The organism is Cryptosporangium aurantiacum (assembly GCF_900143005.1).
Taxonomy (GTDB): domain Bacteria; phylum Actinomycetota; class Actinomycetes; order Mycobacteriales; family Cryptosporangiaceae; genus Cryptosporangium; species Cryptosporangium aurantiacum.
This window is the reverse complement of sequence record NZ_FRCS01000005.1, coordinates 99611-117169: the sequence shown is the minus strand read 5'-3', so window position 1 is coordinate 117169 and position 17559 is coordinate 99611. Positions and strand designations below refer to the sequence as shown.

Annotated in this window: 11 protein-coding genes; 4 read left to right on the top strand and 7 right to left on the bottom strand. The window is 72.8% G+C overall.

Translation table 11 applies throughout. From position 1 onward, the window contains the following. The first annotated feature begins 38 nt into the window (after positions 1-38). Both BUB75_RS18095 and BUB75_RS18090 read left to right on the top strand, forming a co-directional pair. Positions 39-266, top strand: coding sequence for a hypothetical protein (locus BUB75_RS18095; protein WP_073258725.1), 228 nt, complete (start codon positions 39-41; stop codon positions 264-266). An 11-nt stretch (positions 267-277) separates the two neighbouring features. Next, on the top strand, positions 278-868 hold the full coding sequence (locus BUB75_RS18090) for a Clp protease N-terminal domain-containing protein (RefSeq protein ID WP_073258723.1): 591 nt from the start codon (positions 278-280) through the stop codon (positions 866-868). 15 nt (positions 869-883) lie between these two features. Here the strand turns inward: BUB75_RS18090 and BUB75_RS18085 are convergent, their stop codons facing one another. The 3 genes from BUB75_RS18085 to BUB75_RS18075 are packed head-to-tail and all read right to left on the bottom strand — an operon-like array spanning position 884 to position 4262. Further along, complete coding sequence (locus BUB75_RS18085; protein ID WP_073258721.1) at positions 884-3073, bottom strand: ABC transporter permease; 2190 nt, start codon at positions 3071-3073, stop codon at positions 884-886. Then, positions 3070-3741, bottom strand: coding sequence for an ABC transporter ATP-binding protein (locus BUB75_RS18080; RefSeq protein ID WP_073258719.1), 672 nt, complete (start codon positions 3739-3741; stop codon positions 3070-3072). Before BUB75_RS18080 ends, BUB75_RS18085 begins: the two co-directional genes overlap by 4 nt. Further along, a complete protein-coding gene (locus BUB75_RS18075; protein WP_073258717.1) occupies positions 3741-4262 on the bottom strand; it encodes a PadR family transcriptional regulator in 522 nt (173 codons plus the stop codon). Before BUB75_RS18075 ends, BUB75_RS18080 begins: the two co-directional genes overlap by 1 nt. Before the next feature lie 123 nt (positions 4263-4385). Here BUB75_RS18075 and BUB75_RS18070 point away from each other — a divergent pair, with 123 nt between their 5' ends. Next, entirely contained in the window at positions 4386-7616 is a 3231-nt protein-coding gene (locus BUB75_RS18070; protein ID WP_218617604.1) for an ATP-dependent helicase, read from the top strand. Next, the gene (locus tag BUB75_RS18065) at positions 7613-10963 is read left to right on the top strand and encodes an ATP-dependent helicase (protein ID WP_073258715.1); all 3351 of its coding nucleotides are present in this window, start codon (positions 7613-7615) and stop codon (positions 10961-10963) included. The genes BUB75_RS18070 and BUB75_RS18065 overlap by 4 nt, the downstream gene beginning before the upstream one ends. Here the strand turns inward: BUB75_RS18065 and BUB75_RS18060 are convergent. From BUB75_RS18060 to BUB75_RS18045, 4 genes are all read right to left on the bottom strand, one after another. Continuing rightward, positions 10845-13106 carry an immune inhibitor A domain-containing protein gene (locus BUB75_RS18060; protein WP_073258713.1) on the bottom strand — a complete coding sequence of 754 codons (2262 nt, stop codon included), beginning with the start codon at positions 13104-13106 and terminating at the stop codon, positions 10845-10847. The genes BUB75_RS18065 and BUB75_RS18060 overlap by 119 nt on opposite strands. A gap of 65 nt (positions 13107-13171) precedes the next feature. Next, positions 13172-14023, bottom strand: coding sequence for an alpha/beta fold hydrolase (locus tag BUB75_RS18055; protein WP_073258712.1), 852 nt, complete (start codon positions 14021-14023; stop codon positions 13172-13174). Positions 14024-14066: 43 nt separating this feature from the next. Continuing rightward, complete coding sequence (locus tag BUB75_RS45245; protein ID WP_073258710.1) at positions 14067-14786, bottom strand: VOC family protein; 720 nt, start codon at positions 14784-14786, stop codon at positions 14067-14069. A 3-nt stretch (positions 14787-14789) separates the two neighbouring features. Continuing rightward, positions 14790-16643, bottom strand: a complete 1854-nt coding sequence (locus BUB75_RS18045) for a bifunctional metallophosphatase/5'-nucleotidase (RefSeq protein ID WP_073258708.1) — start codon at positions 16641-16643, stop codon at positions 14790-14792. Positions 16644-17559: the final 916 nt, after the last annotated feature.

The window sequence follows — 17559 nt, the reverse complement described above, 5'->3', positions numbered from 1 at the left end:
GGTTGACGAAGTGGGCAGCGTCAACTACGGTTGACGACATGAGTGAGGCAACGGAGCTGGCCGCGGCGGCCAGCAGTGGAGACGCCCGGATCGGCCTTCGCGCCGTCCGCGCGCTCCGCCGGCTGGCCGAGACGCTGGAAGCAGTGCAAGTCGAGAACGCCCGCCGTGCGGGCTGGTCCTGGCAGGAGATCGCCGAGGTCCTCGAAGTCAGCAAACAAGCCGTCCACAAGAAGTACGCCGGGCGAGTTCCCGGGTCGCGGAACTAAGGAGCGCATCGATGTTCGAACGGTTCACCAAGGAAGCGCGCGAGCTGGTCCTCGACGCCCGTGACCAGGCGCGCCGGTTGCGCCACCCGCTGATCGGCACCGAGCACCTCCTGCTCGCGATGCTGGCCCACGACGACGTCCGCGCCAACACGGTGCTCCGCGACGCCGGCCTGGAGTACGACCGGGTCCGGGCCGACATCCAGCGCGCGGTCGGCACGTCCGGCCGGGTGCTCACCGACGAGGACGCCGAGGCGCTGCGCAGCATCGGCATCGACCTGGACGCGGTGCTGGCCAGCGTCGAGCGGACGCTGGGCCCGGACTCGTGGCCCACACCGGTCCCGGAGGAGGAAGAGCGGCGTGGGCTGTTCGGACGCTCGAAGCGCAGCGGCACCAGCCGGTTCGCTCCGCGGTCCAAGAAGGTTCTCGAACTCGCGCTGCGGGAGGCGATCCACCTGCAGAGCCGCGAGATCAACAGCGATTTCATCCTGCTCGGGCTGATCCGGGAGGGCGAGGGGCTCGGCGCGAAGGTCATCGTCGACGCCGGCGTCAACCTCGACGACCTGCGCCGGGCCACGCTCGACCACCTGAAGAAGGCGGCCTGAGCGCAGCCCGGGAGATCACTCGTTCCGGGCTGACTCCGGGCCGGTGAGCCGCCGCAGCAGCGGCAGCGTGGACGCCAGCACCGCGAGCGACGCGGCCAACCCCACCGCCACGATCACGTAGTACTCGACTCCGGGCGCCCGGAGCGAATAGTCCATCTGCGCCCGCAGGAACAGGTGCGCGGCGAGTAGCCCGGTCCCGATCGCGACCGCGGAGACCGTGAGCAGCGGCACCGCACTCTCCAGCGCGACCACCCGGCGCAGCATCCGCAGCGGCACGCCGGACAGGCGCAGCAGCGCGAACGGCCGCTTCCGCTCGCTCAGCCCGCCGACGACGGCCACCGCCAGGCCGCACCCGGCGATCGGCAGGCTGCCGAGGATCACGACGTTCGCGAGCCGCTGCCAGATCACCAGGCTGTTGTTGAAGCTCGCGTTGAAGTCGTTGTCGGTGCCCGGCGGCACCCGGTAGCCGGGAAACTGCTGCTCCAGGAACGTGCGGCTGCGCTCCAGCGCCGCCGTCGAACCGTCGGTCCCGACCAGAACCCAGCCGATCGGCATGTTCGTCAGCTCCGCGGCGGAGATCCGCGCGGTCGGCCAGGTCGACTGCGGCGTGTCCCGCTCGACCTGCCCGGCCAGAACCGGAGCCCAGACCGACGCGACCTCGGCACCGGGCTCGCACGTTCCGCCCACCGGTGTCCGGGCGAGGTCGGCGCAGAGTACGAGACCCGAGTACGGCCCGTGCTGGGACTCCCCGGTCGCCTCGTTCGGCGGATCGATCCGGATCGTCGCCGCGTCCTCGACCCCGGGTATCGACCGGAGCGCGGCGTCCGGTGTCGTCGGAGGCAGCAGGGTGCGTGGCGTCCGCTCGTCGAGCGAAAGCACGAGCACGCTGTTCGCGGTGTCGCTCGGATCCGAACCGCGGTACGCGACGATCGTCGTGATGACGCCGATCGCGGTGCTGGCCACGAACAGCGCCAGCACGAGGCCGCTGACCGCCCGGAACGCGGTCCGGGGATCGTCGGCGAGGCGGCGGGCCGCGATCAGCGTCGCGGGCCGGCGAGACCGCGCCGCCAGCGCGCGGGAGCCGAGCATCGTCAGCCATGGCCCGGCGATCACCAGGCCGACCATGATCAGCAGCATCCCGGTCAGGTAGGCGGTGGTCTGGCCGGCGCTGGTCTCCGGTCGCCGCCCGACGAACCAGGCCAGCTCCGCGAGCCCGGCGACCAGCGGAATCAGCCGGTACGCCCGGGGCGGCCGCGGTGTGGCCCTGCGGACGACGCCGAGCGGCGACGTCCGGACCCGCCGCAGGGTGATCCGGGCCGCCAGCGCCGCGGCGAGCGGGATGCCGACCGCGACCAGCAGCGCGCCGGGCCACTGCACGACGACGTCCTCGGGGTGGAACGGCGCGCCGGTGAACGGAACATCCGCGAGTGGACGCCGCACGGCGAAGAACGCCACGAACCCGATCGCGGTGCCGAGCGCTGCCGCGACCGCCGACTCGACCGTCGCGATCGTCGAGATCTGCCGTGGCGTGGCCCCCACCAGCCGGAGGGCAGCGAACCGCTGCTCGCGGCGGGCCGCCGACAGGCGGCTCGCCGTCCCGACGAAGATCAGGACCGGGAACAGCAGCCCGGCCCCGACGACGCCGAGGATCAGGCGCAGCGTCGCGGTCTGAATTGCCGGTTGCTCGGTGTTGATCGAGGCGACCCGGACGGCGCCGGGCGCGTCCGCGAGCTCTGCCGCGGGTCGGCCGACCAGGATGACGAGCGAATCCGGATCGGGGAGCGCCTCCGCGCCGATCGTGCCGGACTCTCCACCGGGGAAGCGGTCGCCGAGTTGCTCGCGCGGGGTGTCGGCGAGCAGCGTCCGGAGCGCGGGCGAGACGAAGTACTCGCCGGGCCGGGGCAGCCGGTCGACGCCGGGTGGCACCGGGGCGTCCGGCCCGACCGCGGCGACGTCGATCCGGAAGATCGTCCGGCCCTCGTAGAAGTCCTCCCTGCCGAGCCAGGCGAGCGGGGCGTCCGGTGGCCGGTCGTCGCTGCTCGTGAGCCAGGTGGACCGCTGGAACTGGCGGTCGACCGCGTTGGCGGCCGCCAGGATCGACAGCAGTAGTCCGGTGCCGAGCGCGACCGCGGTCGTGATCAGGATCAACCGGGCGACCGCCTCCCGCCCCCCTGCGAGCGTGAGGCGCACCCCGAACCTGATCACGGCGTCAGCGCCGGGCTGTTGACGCGACCGTCGCGCACGATGACCTCGCGGTCGGCGTACGCGGCGACCCGCGCTTCGTGGGTCACCAGGACCACCGTGGTGCCCGCGCTCCGGGCGGTGTCGACGAGCAGGTCCATCACCTGCTCACCGGTGAGGGAGTCGAGCGCGCCGGTCGGCTCGTCGGCGAACAGCACCTCGGGCTCGGCCACCAGGGCGCGGGCCAGCGCGACCCGCTGCGCCTGCCCACCGGACAACTCGCCCGACCGCCGGGCACCCAGCCCCTCCAGCCCGAGCCGCTCGAACCAGGGTTCCGCGCGCTTCAGCGCGGCCGCCCGGCGGACGCCGGCCAGCAGCAGCGGCAGTGCGACGTTCTCCAGCGCGGTCAGCTCTGGCACCAGCTGCCCGAACTGGAAGACGAAGCCGAAGCGGTCACGGCGTACCGCGCTGCGAGCCTCGTCGGAGCGTGAGTCCAGCCGCTCACCGGCGAACCACACCTCACCCGACGATGGCACCAGGATGCCGGCCAGGCAGTGCAGCAGTGTCGACTTGCCGGAGCCGCTCGGCCCCATGATCGCGAGCATCTCACCGGCCTCGACCTGCAGCGACGCTCCGCGCAGCGCGGGGGTGGCGCCGAACGACAGCGAGAGGTCACGGGCTTCCAGGATCATCACCGCACCGCCTTCGCGAGGGAGGCCAGCCGAGCACCGGTCAGGTCGATCCAGCGCAGATCGGCTTCCAGGTGGAACAGGGCGTGGTCGGCGAGCAACCCGTCGATCAGGCTGCCCGAGCGCTTGAGTTCGGTCAGTTCCCGCATCCGCGCGAGGTGGGCGGCGCGCTGCCGGTCGAGGTACTCCTCGGCCGGGCGCTCCAGCATCAGCGCGAGCACGACCTTGGAGAACAGGATGCTCTGGAGGTTCGGCATCGGCTCGACCGGTTCGGTGAGCCAGGTGCTCACCTCGGTCGCGCCCTGATCGGTGATGACGTAGCGCTTGCGCTCCGGCCCCTCGCCGGGGGCGACCTCGCCGATCACCACCTTGCCGTCTCGGGCGAGCCGGCCCAGCGTCGCGTACACCTGGCCGAACGGCAGCGGCTTGCCGCCGCCGAAGTACGTGTCGTAGTCGCGCTTCAGGTCGTAGCCGTGGCTGGGTTCGCGTTCCAGCAGGCCGAGGAGTGTGAGTGGGACGCTCATGCGAGCGACTATACGCTGAGAGTATACGCCGCGTACATACCCCAAATCTGGGCGTCTCGGTGGGGCGGGGCCACTCTTGTCGGGCTCGCGTGGTCTCATGCGAAGGTGGGTGAAAGAGAGCCGGTGAGCGGCACGGCGGTGAAGCAGCTCCCCGCCCGCGCCGGTCTCGCGTCACCCCCGCGTCCCCGGGGCGAGAGCCGCTACCGGTTGGTGCGGACGCCGGTCGAGACCACACCGCGCTTCCCGCTCGACACCGACCAGCGCGCGGTGGCCGACCACGCCGCCGGCCCGCTCCTCGTCCTGGCCGGGCCGGGCACCGGAAAAACGACCACGATCGTCGAGTCGGTGGTGGCCCGTGTCGAGGCGGGTGCCGACCCGGAGTCGGTCCTCGTCCTCACTTACGGACGCAAGGCAGCCGGCCGCCTGCGCGAGCGCATTACCGCCCGGCTCGGCCGCACCACCACCGAGCCGCTGGCGCGCACGTTCCACTCGTACGCCTGGGGGCTCCTCCGCCGGGACGCCGCGCTACGCAGCGAGCGCGCGCCCCGCCTGCTCACCGGTCCGGAGCAGGACGCGCTGATCCGGGAACTGCTGGAGGGCGACGTCGAGGGCATCGGCGTCCACTGGCCTGACCCCGAGCAACTACAGGCACCACGCGGCTTCGCCGCGGAACTCCGTGACCTCATGCTCCGGACGCTGGAGCGCGGCATCGACCCGGTCGGCCTGGACGATCTGGGCACACAGCAAGCGCGGGACGACTGGCGCGCGGCCGCCCGCTTCCTCCAGCAGTACTTCGACGTCCTCGAGCTGCGGAACAACGAGACCACGGCGTCGGGAGTGGCCTACGACAGCGCGCTGATCATCCAGGAAGCGGTCAGCCTGCTGCGCAACGACCCGGAGCTGCTCGACCAGGAACGCCGTGCCCGCCGCTACGTCTTCGTCGACGAGTACCAGGAGACCGATCCCGCGCAGCGTGAGCTGCTGCGGCTGCTCTGCGACGGTGGCCGCTTCCTGGTCGCGGCCGGCGACCCCGACCAGTCGATCTTCTCGTTCCGCGGCGCCGACCCCGGCGGCGTCCACTCGTTCGTCGACGACTTCCCGACCACCGACGGGGAACCGGCGCCGACGATCGTGCTCGGCACCGCACACCGGGCGGGTCCGGTGTTGCAGGAGGCGGCCGACCGCATCGGCACCCGGCTGCGGGGCGGCCGAAAGCAGCGCACCCCACACCTCGGCCCGGAGACGCCACCGAGCCTGGCCGACGGCGTCGAGGTGGTCGTCGTCCGCAGCGCGACCCAGGAGGCCGCGTACGTCGCTCACCGGCTGCGCCGGGCGCACTTGATCGACGGCGTGCCGTGGTCCCGGATGGCGGTCCTGGTTCGGTCGGCCCCGCGGTCGGCCGGGACGCTCCGGCGCGGCCTCGTGCAGGCCGGTGTCCCGGTCGAGATCGACACCGACGAGCTGCCGCTGGCCCAGCAGCGCGGGGTGGCCCCGATCGTCAAGGCGCTCGGCGTCGCGCTGCACCCGGAGCGGCTGGACGACGCGGCCGCGGTCGGCCTGCTCACCTCCCCGCTGGGCGACGCCGACGCGCTGAGCCTGCGCCGGCTCCGGCAGCAGCTGCGGCTGGTCGCCTCCGCCGGTGGTGACACCCGGTCATCCGCCGAGCTGCTTCCCGAGGCGCTCGCCGACTCCCGCGACCTGATCCCGGTGGACGCGGAGTGGGGCCGCCCGGCCCGGCGGGTCGCGGCGGTGCTGCAGGCGATCCGAGACGCCGCGGCGGCGCCGGGCGCCTCCCCGGAGAGCGTGCTCTGGGCCGCCTGGGAGACGTCCGGCCTCGGGCCACGCTGGGAGGACGAGAGCCTCCGCGGCGGGGCGGAGGGCGCCGACGCCGACGCCGCGCTGGACGCCGCCGTGGCCCTGTTCGACCAGGCAGCCAAGTTTGTGGACGGGCTGCCCGGCGCCACCCCGACGATGTTCGTCGACTACCTGGAGCACCTGCGGATCCCGGCCGACTCGATCGCGCCCACCGGCCAGCGCAGCGAGGTGGTGCGGATCCTCACCGCCCACGCCGCCAAGGGGCTGGAGTGGGACGTCGTCGCGGTCGCCGGCGTCCAGGAAGGGCTCTGGCCGGACCTGCGGCCGCGCGGCACCGTGCTCGGGTCGGAGGAGCTCGTCGACCTGGTCGCCGGCCGCCCGCCGCAGCTCACCGGTCACCTCTCCGCGCTGCTCGACGAGGAGCGCAGGCTGTTCTACGTGGCGGTCACCAGGGCGCGCCGGGCGCTGCTGGTGACCGCGGTCGACACGGTCGACGGCGAGGACGCCGAGCAGGCGTCCCGCTTCCTGGACGAGATCGACCCGCCGGAGCAGCCGCTGACGCCGCGCGAATCCGACGGCGGCCGCCCGCAGGCCGTCGTCCCGCGTCAGCTCACGCTCCCGGCGCTGGTCGCCGAGCTGCGCCGGGCCGTGCTCGACCGGGAAGGTGACCCGGTGCGGCGGCGCGCGGCGGCCCGCAGGCTGGCCCGGCTCGCCGACGAGGGGGTGCCGGGCGCCGACCCGGCCGAGTGGTGGGGCTTCGCGGCGCTGTCCGACGCCGCGGCGCTGCGCGGCCCGGACGAGATGGTCGCGGTCTCGCCGTCGCGGGTCGAGGCGTTCCAGACCTGTGCGCTGCGCTGGCTGCTGGAGACCAGTGGCGGCGGCACGACCAGCACCGCGCAGGGCATCGGCACGGTCGTGCACGACGTCGCCGCCGAGGTCACGGCCGAGCAGGCCGTCCCCGACCTGCGCGCGCTCTCCGACCGGCTGAACGAGCGGTGGCGCCGCGTCGACCTCACCGGCTGGTACGGGCGCAAGCAGCACGAACGCGCCAACCAGATGGTCGAGCGGCTGGCCGACTGGCTGGCGAAGAACCCGCGTCAGCTGGTCGCGGTCGAACGTGAGTTCTCGGTCGACGTGGGTCGGGCGACCGTGCGGGGCCGGGTCGACCGGCTGGAGCGCGACGAGGAGGGCCGGCTGGTCGTCGTCGACCTGAAGACCGGGCAGAGCAAGCCGTCGGCGGAGAACATCCCCACCCACCCGCAGCTGGGCGTCTACCAGCTCGCGGTCGAGCAGGGCGCATTCGGAGAACACGGCACCGAGTCCGGCGGCGCGTCGCTGGTCCACATCGGGATGCCGACCCGCCGGGCCAGCGAGCAGGTGCAGGAGCCGCCCCGACGCAACTGGGCCGAGCGGTTGGTGCGCGACGTCGCCGACGGCATGGCGGGCAGCGTCTTCGAGGCGACCCAGAACAACTACTGCCGGATGTGCGCGGTCTCCGCGTCCTGCCCGATCGTCTCGGGGCAGGTGACCGACGAGTGACCGATGGTTGGCCCGCCGGGTCGTTCTCGGCACTGGACATCGCCGAGCGGCTCGACCTTCCCCGCCCCACCGACGAGCAGATCGCGGTGATCGAAGCGCCGCTCGCCCCGGTGCTGGTCGTGGCGGGCGCAGGCTCCGGGAAGACCGAGACGATGTCGGCCCGGGTGGTCTGGCTCGTGGCGAACGGCCTGGTCCGGCCCGAGGAGGTCCTCGGCCTCACGTTCACCCGGAAGGCCGCGGCCGAGCTGGCCAACCGGGTGCGGCAACGGCTCGGGCAGCTGCGGAACGTGATGCAGGGCGGCGTTCAAGTGGGGGACCCGACGGTGGCCACGTACAACGCGTACGCCGCCAGGGTGGTCGCCGAGCACGGCCTCCGCGCCGGGTTCGAACCGTCCGCACGGCTGCTCACCGACGCCCGCACCTGGCAGCTCGCCAGCGGCTCGGTGCAGATCTACGACGGCGACATGTCCTACGTCGACTGGACGCCGCCGACCGTCTCGACCGCCGTCCTCGACCTCGCCGGGCAGCTGGCCGAGCACCTCCGCACCACCGACGAGCTGGTCAGCTGGACCGAGGCGTTCGTCAGCCGGATCACCGGCCTGCCGAAGGGCCCCCGCCAGCGCAACGACCTCGCGCCCGAGCTGAAGAAGGTCCTCGACGTCCAGCGCGCCCGGCTCCAGCTGCTGCCGCTGGTCGAGGAGTACGACCACCGCAAGCGCCGGGACGAGGTGATGGACTTCGCCGACCAGGTCTCCCGTGCGGCCCGCGTCGCGAGCAACCATCCCGAGGTCGGCAGGGTCGAGCGAGCCCGGTACCGGGTCGTCTTACTCGACGAGTACCAGGACACCAGCCACGCCCAGCTGGTGCTGCTGCGCTCGCTGTTCGGCGGCGGCCACCCGGTCACCGCGGTCGGTGACCCCTGCCAGTCGATCTACGCCTGGCGCGGCGCCAGCGCGGGCAACCTGACCCGCTTTCCCGAGCACTTCCCGCGGAATCGGGGGGACACCCCGGTGCTGCCGCTCACCACCAGCTGGCGCAACGGGCCGCGGATCCTCGAACTCGCCAACGCGCTGTCCGCCCCGCTGCGGGGCACTCCCGGCGGCACGCGGGCCTGGGTGGCCGACGCGGTCGCCGGGACGCCGGTTCCCGAGCTGCAGGCCGCGCCCCACCGCACGGAGCCGGGCGAAGTGCTCTGCGCGCTGCACGAGACCGTCGGCGACGAAGCGGTCTGGATCGCGTCGCACATCGCCGCGCGCTGGCGGGCCGGCGGGGAGAACCCGCCGACCGTCGCCGTACTCGCACGTACCCGGAACCAGTTCGAGCGGCTGGCCGACGCGCTGCGCACGGCCGGCCTGCCGGTCGAGGTCGTCGGACTCGGTGGTCTGCTGGCCACTCCCGAGGTCCGCGACCTGGTCGCGACGCTGAACGTCCTGATCGACCCGACGGCGGGCGGCGCGCTGATCCGGTTGCTGTCCGGTGCGCGGTGGCGGCTGGGTCCACGCGATCTGGACGCCTTGGGGCGGCGCGCCCGAGAGTTGGTGCAGGCCGCCGGTGGTCCGGGGGAGACTGAGCCGACTTTCGACGCGGGGCCGATCGAGAAGGCCGAGGAGCGCAGCATCATCGAGGCGCTCGACGACCTGGGCCCGGCCGAGGCGTACTCGCCGACCGGGTACGACCGTCTGAGCCGGTTCGCCGCCGAGCTGCGGTCGCTGCGGCTCCGCGTCAACCAGCCGGTGCCCGATCTGGTCGCCGAGGCCGAGCGGCGAATCGGCCTGGACATCGAGGTCGGGAGCCGCACCCTGGACGCCGCAGCGCCGGGGACGGCGTCCCTGGCTCGCGCGCACCTGGACGCGTTCGCCGACGTCGCGGCCGACTTCGCGGAGGCGGCCGAGACACCGACGCTGAGCGCGTTCCTCGCGTACCTGAGCGCGGCGGACGAGCGCGAGCGCGGGCTCGCACCCGGCCAGGTCGACGTGCGGCCCGGTGCGGTGCAGGTGCTGACCGTGCACGCCGCTAAGGGCCTGGAGTGGGACGTGGTGGCGGTGCCAGGGCTCTCCGGCGGGGTGTTCCCCGGCACCGCGAAGATGTCCGACACGTGGAGCCGTGGGCTCGGCGTGCTTCCGTTCGAGCTCCGCGGTGACGCCGGCGACCTGCCGTCGCTCGTCCTGACCGGGGTGGACGACCAGAGCGACGCGAAGGCCGCGCTGGCGCGGTTCGGCGACGCGTGGAGGGCCAGGGCGCTGGCCGACGAGCGGCGGCTGGCCTACGTGGCGGTGACCAGGGCGCGGCACGTGCTGCTCTGCTCCGGTGCGTGGTGGGACGCCGGGGTCGAGCCCCGGGGCCCGTCCCCGTTCCTGCACGAGGTCCACGAACACTGCCGGCGCGGCGGGGGCACGGTCGACGTCTGGACCGACGAGCCGGAGCTGGGAACGGAGAACCCGCTGCTGGCCGCGGGCCGGGTCGCGCTCTGGCCGTTCGACCCGCTCGGCGCGCGCCGGGACGAGGTCGAGGAGGCCGCCGCGCTGGTGGTGGCCGCCGGGAGCAGCGAGGAGACCGAGGCCGAACGCGAGGCCGGTGAGGCGTGGGCCGAGGAAGCCGAGATGCTGCTGGCCGAGCGGGCGGCGTCCGGGGCAGTCGACGACAAGGTCGCGGTCCCGCTGCCGTCCCAGCTGACCGTCTCCCAGCTGGTGCTGCTGCGGCGCGACCGGGACGAGCTGGCCCGGCAGCTGCGGCGTCCGGTGCCGACGCCCCCGGCGCCGCTGGCGCGGCGGGGCACCGCGTTCCATGCCTGGCTGGAGCGACGCTTCGGCGCCGATCGCCTGCTCGACCTGGACGAGATGCCGGGCGCCGCCGACGCCGGTGAGTCGCCGGACGACGACCTGCCCGCGCTGCAGGAGGCGTTCCTGCGCAGCGAATGGGCCGATCGGGTGCCGCAGCACGTCGAGGTGCCGTTCGCGACGCGGCTGGGCGACGTGGTCCTGCGTGGCCGGATCGACGCGGTGTTCCGCACCACGAGTGGCTGGGAGGTCGTCGACTGGAAGACCGGGCGGCCACCGACCGGGCCGGCCGCGGCCGCCGCCGAGGTGCAGCTGGCCGCGTACCGGCTGGCCTTGGCAGCACTGGCCGACTGCCCGGTGGAGGACGTGAGCGCGGCGTTCCACTACGTCCGCGCGGTGCACACCGTCCGGCCGGTCGACCTGCTCGACGCCACCGGGCTGCACGCGCTGATCACGGAACTGCCGAGACAACAGCCGACGGGGGCCCAGCCGACGGAGCCCCAGACGGGGGCCCAGCCGACGACGGGGACGGGGACGGCGTCCGCGTCCGCCGGGAGACCTGCACGGTGACGCGGTCGCCGTGCTCGGCCACCACATCGAGGCGAACCCCGGCCTTCGGCACCTTCACGCCGGACACCGGGGTCTCCGGAAACCAGTACTGCCGAGCGTCGTCGAAGACCGGCTCCGGCTGCTGCCCCCGGACGTAGGACGCCCGACCGCCGACGTGCAGCGTGAACGAGCGCGGGCGGCGTGGCGAGAACGGAGCGTCGTAGAGCTGGACGCGGGTCCGCCACGGCTGCCCGTCGATCCGGTACAGCGGCCGCGGGTGGGCGTCGATGACCAGGTTGCGCCCGGCCCCGGGGTGCGCGCTGGTGTTGTTGTCCCGCTGGGATGTGTCCCAGTACGTGACGAGCAGGCCCTCCTCGTAGGAGAACCGCTCGACCCAGTCCGGTCGGGTGTCGAGCCAGCCGAAGTTGTACGGGCCCTGCTGCAGGTAGCGGTCGTACGAGCGCGCGGTGCGGTACGCGGCGAGGTAGTAGTGGTCGCGGTCTGCCACGTGCCGGTCGGTGACCCGCACGAACCCGCCGGACGCCGTCCACCCGCCCGCACCACCGTCCTCCGCCCCCTCCGCGACGAGTGCCCGCCCGCCCGCGGTGACCCGGACGTCGTCCACCAGAAGGCCTTGACCCCCGCTCGCCGCGTCGGTCTCGTACCGGAACCGCAACCCGATCGAACGGCCGGCGTACCGGGACAGGTCGAACGTCGCGGGTTTCCAGCCCTTGCTCACGCCGTCGATGCCGTGGTCCTCGGCGGCGTTCGTGATCGAACCGGCGATCGCCCGCCAGCCGCTGCCGTCGTCCACCTCGACGTACGCGTAGTCGCACGGATCGGCCTCACAGTCCTCGATCTCCCAGTGCGCGCGGAACGTCAGCGTCGCCGGTCCGGCCGGTAGCCGGAGCCGCCGGGCGAGCGTGGTGTCGAGGTCGTCCGCGGCGCTGCTCCACCAGCTGTGGAGACCCTGCGGTGGTTTCGGCAGCGTCGTCGTCACCCGCTTTCTCGGCAGGACGACGAGGAGCGCCTGCGGATCGGCGGTGGTGTACTGCGCTGGGCCCAGCGTGAACCGGCGGGCAGCACCGGGGACCACGATCTCGTAGTCCAGCCAACCGAGCCGCAGTTTCTCCCAGGCGCCGAGGTCGGCCAGCCGGGTGCCGCTGCCCTCACCGGGGCGCGAGAGCCGGCTCTGCGACATCGGCGACCACCACTCCATCGGGCTGTCGCCGCCGTCGAGGTCGTAGGCGTCGGGCAGTCCGAGGTCGTGCGCGTACTCGTGCGCGACCACGCTGAGGCCGCCGTTCTCCGGCTGGGTCGTGTAGTCGGCGACCCAGAGGCCGGTCTCGCCGATCTGGGTACCGCCGTCCTTGTTGTGCGCCGGGCCGGCCTTGTCCTCCTGGTTCATGTAGGCCTTCCAGCGGTGCGACCAGATCGCGTCCTCGCCGTAGCGGGGATCCTGGTCGGCCTGGTCGGCCCCGGCGTGGATGAGCTGGACGTGGTCGACGTACCCGTCGGGCTCGTCGACGTCACCGTCGTGGTCGTGGTCGTACCGGTCCCAGCGGTCGTACGCGTCGAGGTCGGCGCGGATCTGCGCGTCGGTGCGCCCCCGGCGGTGCTGGTCGGCGACCCACTGGTCGAGCGCGTCGCGGACCAGCTCCCAGGTGTTCGCGCAGACGCTCCGACGGCACGGTGCGCCGTTCGAGCGTCCGTAGCGGGCCTGGTTGTAGCGGACGCGAACCCAGTCGGTGACCTGGCCGGTCAGGCTGTACCGCCCGGAGGACTGGGCCTCGAAGTAGGTCCGGAGCGATTCGCCGGGGCCGAAGTAGAGCTGCCGGTAGTGGTCCGGGCTGTAGTCCGGCTGCCAGATCGTCGTGTTGTCCCTCCTTCGGTCCGGGGACGGGATCCGGTTGTGGCGCGGGCCGTCGAACGTCACCGGTCCGGGGGTGCCGCGGTGGGTGTCGCGGTCGGGGAAATCGGGGTGGCGTTCGTCGCCGAACTCGACGAGGACGACGAACACCCGGTCGGTCTTCTCCCGCGAGAGCTGCCGCTCCGGCTTCGGGGTCGGCGCGCCGTCGGCGGGGGGCGCGGCCCCGGCGCCGAGCGCGGCGACGAGCACGCCGATCGCCCCGGCGGCTCGGACCGACAGCATTCGCACGCCCATAACGCGCATTATGGGCAATATGGTGCGCGATCCCCGCTACCGCCTCGCCGGGGCCCGAGCGGAGTTCAGCCGCGGACGCGCGCCAGGATGATCTCGGCGATGCGCTCGGGGGCCTGGTCGGGGAGCCAGTGGCTCAGGCCGGTCAGCTCGACGTACGTGTAGTCGCTCTCGACGAACGTGCCGCACGCCTCCGCCGCGGCGCGGCCGAGCGCGAGATCGCCGTCGCTCCAGACGTACGTGGTCGGGACGCGGACCGGGGCCGCCTCCGCGGACTCCCGGCCGGACATTGCCCGGTACCAGTTCAAGGCTCCGGTCAGCGCGCCGCGTTCCTTCAGCGGCCGGACGTACCGGTCGACGTCCGCCCGGGACAGCCCCGAGCCGTCGAACGACCGCCGCAGCAACCGGCCGTCGAACGTGAGCAGCGCTCGTTCGGACACCCAGCGGCGTCGGAAGAACAGCATGTACGTCGACTTCTTGCGCTGGTCGGGGTCGTCGCGCAGGGCGTTGATCAGCGCGTGCGGGTGCGGCACCGAGAGCGCGGTCAGCGTGCGCACGCGATCGGGATGCCGCCCGGTGAGGTGCCACGCCACTGCGGCGCCCCAGTCGTGGCCGACGATGTGCGCCGACTCCAGGTCCCGTGAGTCCAGCAGCGAGACGACGTCCGCCACGAGGTGGTCCATCCGGTACGCGTCGACGCCCTGCGGACGAGCGCCGGGGGAGTAGCCCCGCTGGTCGGGCGCGTACGTGCGGTAGCCGGCCTCGTTCAGCCGCCGGCTGACGGCGTCCCATTCGCCGGAGTTCTGCGGGAAACCGTGCAGCAGCACCACCGGCTCACCGTCGTGCGGACCGCTCACCCGGACGTCGAACGTCAAACTCCCGGAACTCCACTGCTCGAGCGTCAGTTCGTCCTGGGGCATGGGGCGGTACCTCCCGGCAGGGGCGCGTGGTACCCGACAGTACCTACTCGGGCGGGAACGCGCAGAATTCGTTGCCCTCCGGATCGGTCAGGATCCACCACCGGATGTCGTCGTCCGGTGAGCGGAGCAGCGTCGCCCCGGCGGCGACCAGCGGTGCGGGGTCGGGCTCGTCGAGCGTGACGTCCCAGTGCAGTCGGTTCTTCACGCTCTTGGGCTCGGGTACCGGGCCGAACACCCAGGCCTCCCAGGGAAAGCCCGCCGCGCCCTCGATCCAGGCGAACTCCTTGTGCGCGGGCTCCTTCACCTCGCCGCCGAGCTGCGCCGCCCACCACGTCGCCAGGACCAGGCCGTCCCGGCAGTCGACGACCAGCTCGAACGGTGCGGCCGGCACGCCGACCGGCGGTGGAGCACCCTCGGGGGGAAACACGCAGAACAGGTTGCCGTCCGGGTCCGCGAGAACCCACCACCGGTCGACACCCGGCTCGGTGACGATCCGGGCGCCGAGTGCCAGCAGCGGGGACGGATCGGGCTCCGGAAGCCGGAGGTCGAGGTGGACGCGGGACTTGCCGACCCGCGGTTCCGGGACGACGTTGACCCAGAGCTGGGTCGCCCTGGACGCCCCGGGCCGCGCCTCGACGCGAAACCCGCTCCCGTTGGCCGGGGAGGTGACCGTTCCGAGCACGTCCGCCCAGAAGCGACTCAGCCCCTCGGCTTCCCCCTCCTGGGCGTCCAGACACAAGTCCCGAAACCGCGCGATCGGCATGCCTCAGCCTAGTTTCGTGATGCGGTTCTGCGGGCCGGGGGCGATCGGGGCGCCGGCGCCGAGGTACGCGGTGAGCGCGTCGATGTCGAAGCCGGGCGCCGTCGCCCTGGCCGTGCCCTCGGTGAGGTTCGTGAAGCCGTCGCCGCCGTTCGCGAGGAAGTCGTTCGTCGTCACCCGGTACGTGGTGGCCAGGTCGATCGGCGTCCCGTTCAGCGTCATCGCGCTGACCCGGGAACCGGCGGCGGCCGCCGCGTTGTACGAGTACGTGAACCCGGCCGAGACCTGCAGGATCCGCTGCGTGGTCTGCCCGTCGAACCCGACGAACTGCTGCTCGAGTACGTCCTTGAGCTGCTGCCCGGTGAGCGTCTGCGTCACGACCAGGTTGTTGAACGGCTGGACGGTGAACGCCTCGCCGTACGTCACCTGGCCCGGCGGCTCACCACCGGGCGAGTTCGCGAAGAGCAGCGACGCCCGGATACCGCCCGGGTTCATCAGCGCGATCTGGGCGCTCGCGCTGGTCGCCGTGTACCGCAGCTGGGCGTCCGCGATCACGTCGCCGAGCGCGCTCTCACCGGCCGCGTTGTTCGCGTTCGTAATGTCCGCGGTGATCGACCCGATCACCTCGTTCGCGATCGGTGCGACCGCGGCGCGGTACTTGTCGGCGACCCGCTTCACCGCGGGGTCCGCCTTCGCCGGATCCCGCACGAACGCGCCGCTGGCGTCGGTCTTCCAGGTGCCGTCCGGGTTCCTGACGCCGTTCTCCGCGATCACGTTGCGCGCGGACACCGTGGCGAACGTTCCGGACCGCTTGTCGAACGTCGCGTCGATGTCGGTGACCAGCACGCCGTTCGTGCCCGCGCTGGTGACCACCGAGGTCTTCCCGGAGGAGTTGGGCAGCGCGCAGCTGTAGAACCGGTGCGTGTGGCCGGAGACGACGACGCCGTACGCGGGGTCGATCTTCGCGACGATCGGCGTGATGTCACCGGCGAAGCTCGCGCAGCCCGACGGGTCGGGAGTGGACCCGGTCTGGCTGCCGCCCTGGTGGATCAGCAGCACCATGGCTTTGACACCGCGCTTCTTCAACTCGGCGGCGTACTTGTTCGCGGTCTCGGCCTCGTCCAGGAAGTCCACACTGGTGATCCCGGTCGGGTTGACGATGCTCGGGGTTCCCTTGAGCGTCATGCCGACGAACCCGACCTTGACGCCGCCGACCGTACGGATCGTGTAGGCGGGGAAGATCGGCTTCTTCGTCGTCTTGTCCACGACGTTCGCGGCGAGGAAGCGGAACTTCGCACCCGCGAAGCCGTCCCCGTCCTGGCAGCCGTCGGTCGGGTGGCACCCGCCGTACTGCAGGCGCTTGAGTTCGGTGACACCTTCGTCGAACTCGTGGTTGCCGACCGCGTTGATCTCCAGGCCGAGCGTCGACAGTGCCTCGATCGCGGGTTCGTCGTGGAACGCGGCCGAGACCAGCGGTGAGGCGCCGACCATGTCACCCGCGCCGACCGTGATCGTCGGGGTGCGTCCGGCTTCCCTCCGGAGCTTCCGCACGGTCGTGGCCAGATACTCCGACCCACCCGCCGGGACGCCGTTGACCAGACCACCGCTGCCGGTCGGCGGGTCGATCGCGCCGTGGAAGTCGTTGAACGACAGCAGCTGGCCGGTGGCGCGCTGGGACTGCGGAACCGCTTCCGAGTACGCGACCGTGACCGGCGTCAGCGGGGTCCAGGCGTCGGCCGCCGGATCGGCGGTGCCACCGGGTGCGGCGCCGGCTAGGGGGAGCGCCGCGACCAGGCCGGCGGCGAGGACCGACAAAGCCAGCGAACGGAACGCTCGACGGCGGACGGGAGGGGTCGACATCGCTCACCTCGGTGGGCACCAGATATCTGGATACGTCGTGGGCAACCTTAGGATCTAAATCACTCCCGGCGCCGGGAGTCTCGATCTTGGGTGCTTAGTGACCGAATCGCGACATTGGTGCGTTGGCCCGCTGACAGATTCCCGACCGCGGGGAGCGCAGACTAGCGCTGTCATGCAACCGACCGCCCTCGCGGAACGTCCTACCGCGTGAGGGAGTTTTACTCCGGCCCGGCGTCGTCCGGGACCGACCGGGAGGTGTCGAGGATGCGCTTGTACCGGCGAGCTCAAGCTGCCGGGTGGTCGACGGTGGTGCTCAGCGCTGCCACGGGCCTGGTGGTGGCGGCGCTGGTAGCGCTGACACCCTGGCGCGTACCAGACATCTCCGGTGCACGTGACCGGGTGGAGTCCGTGAGGGAGGATGGGGGCGTCGAGCGCGGCGTGAGCGTCAGAAGTTTCATCGCCGCGACCCGGGACGTCTCCGGCGCGGACTGGTATCGGACCGCTGACTGAAGACGCGCGACGCCGCGCCCGGGCCGGATCGATGCGTGGGAGCGGTGACGAATGACGACGCCCGGAGCGCCGGCGGGGGGTGCCGCAGACAGCCCGTGGGCACGGCCGTCCGCCGGTTCCGGCGAGCCCGCGGTGACCTGGCTACCGCCCGCGCCCGGCGCCGCAGCTCCCGGTAGCGGTGCGCCCGGCACCGGGGCCCCCGGCAGCGGGGCATCCGGCGGTGGGGCATCCAGCGGTGGCGTCCGCGGTAGCGGGACGCCCGGCGGTGGCGTTCCCGGTAGCGGGACGCCCGGTAGCGGCGTTTCCGGCGCCGGCGTTCCCGGCGCGGCCGGGGGTGGCTCGTGGTCCGGTGGGGCGCCGGCGTATCCCGGCCGCACGCCAGGGACGATCGGACCCGGTGGGCCGG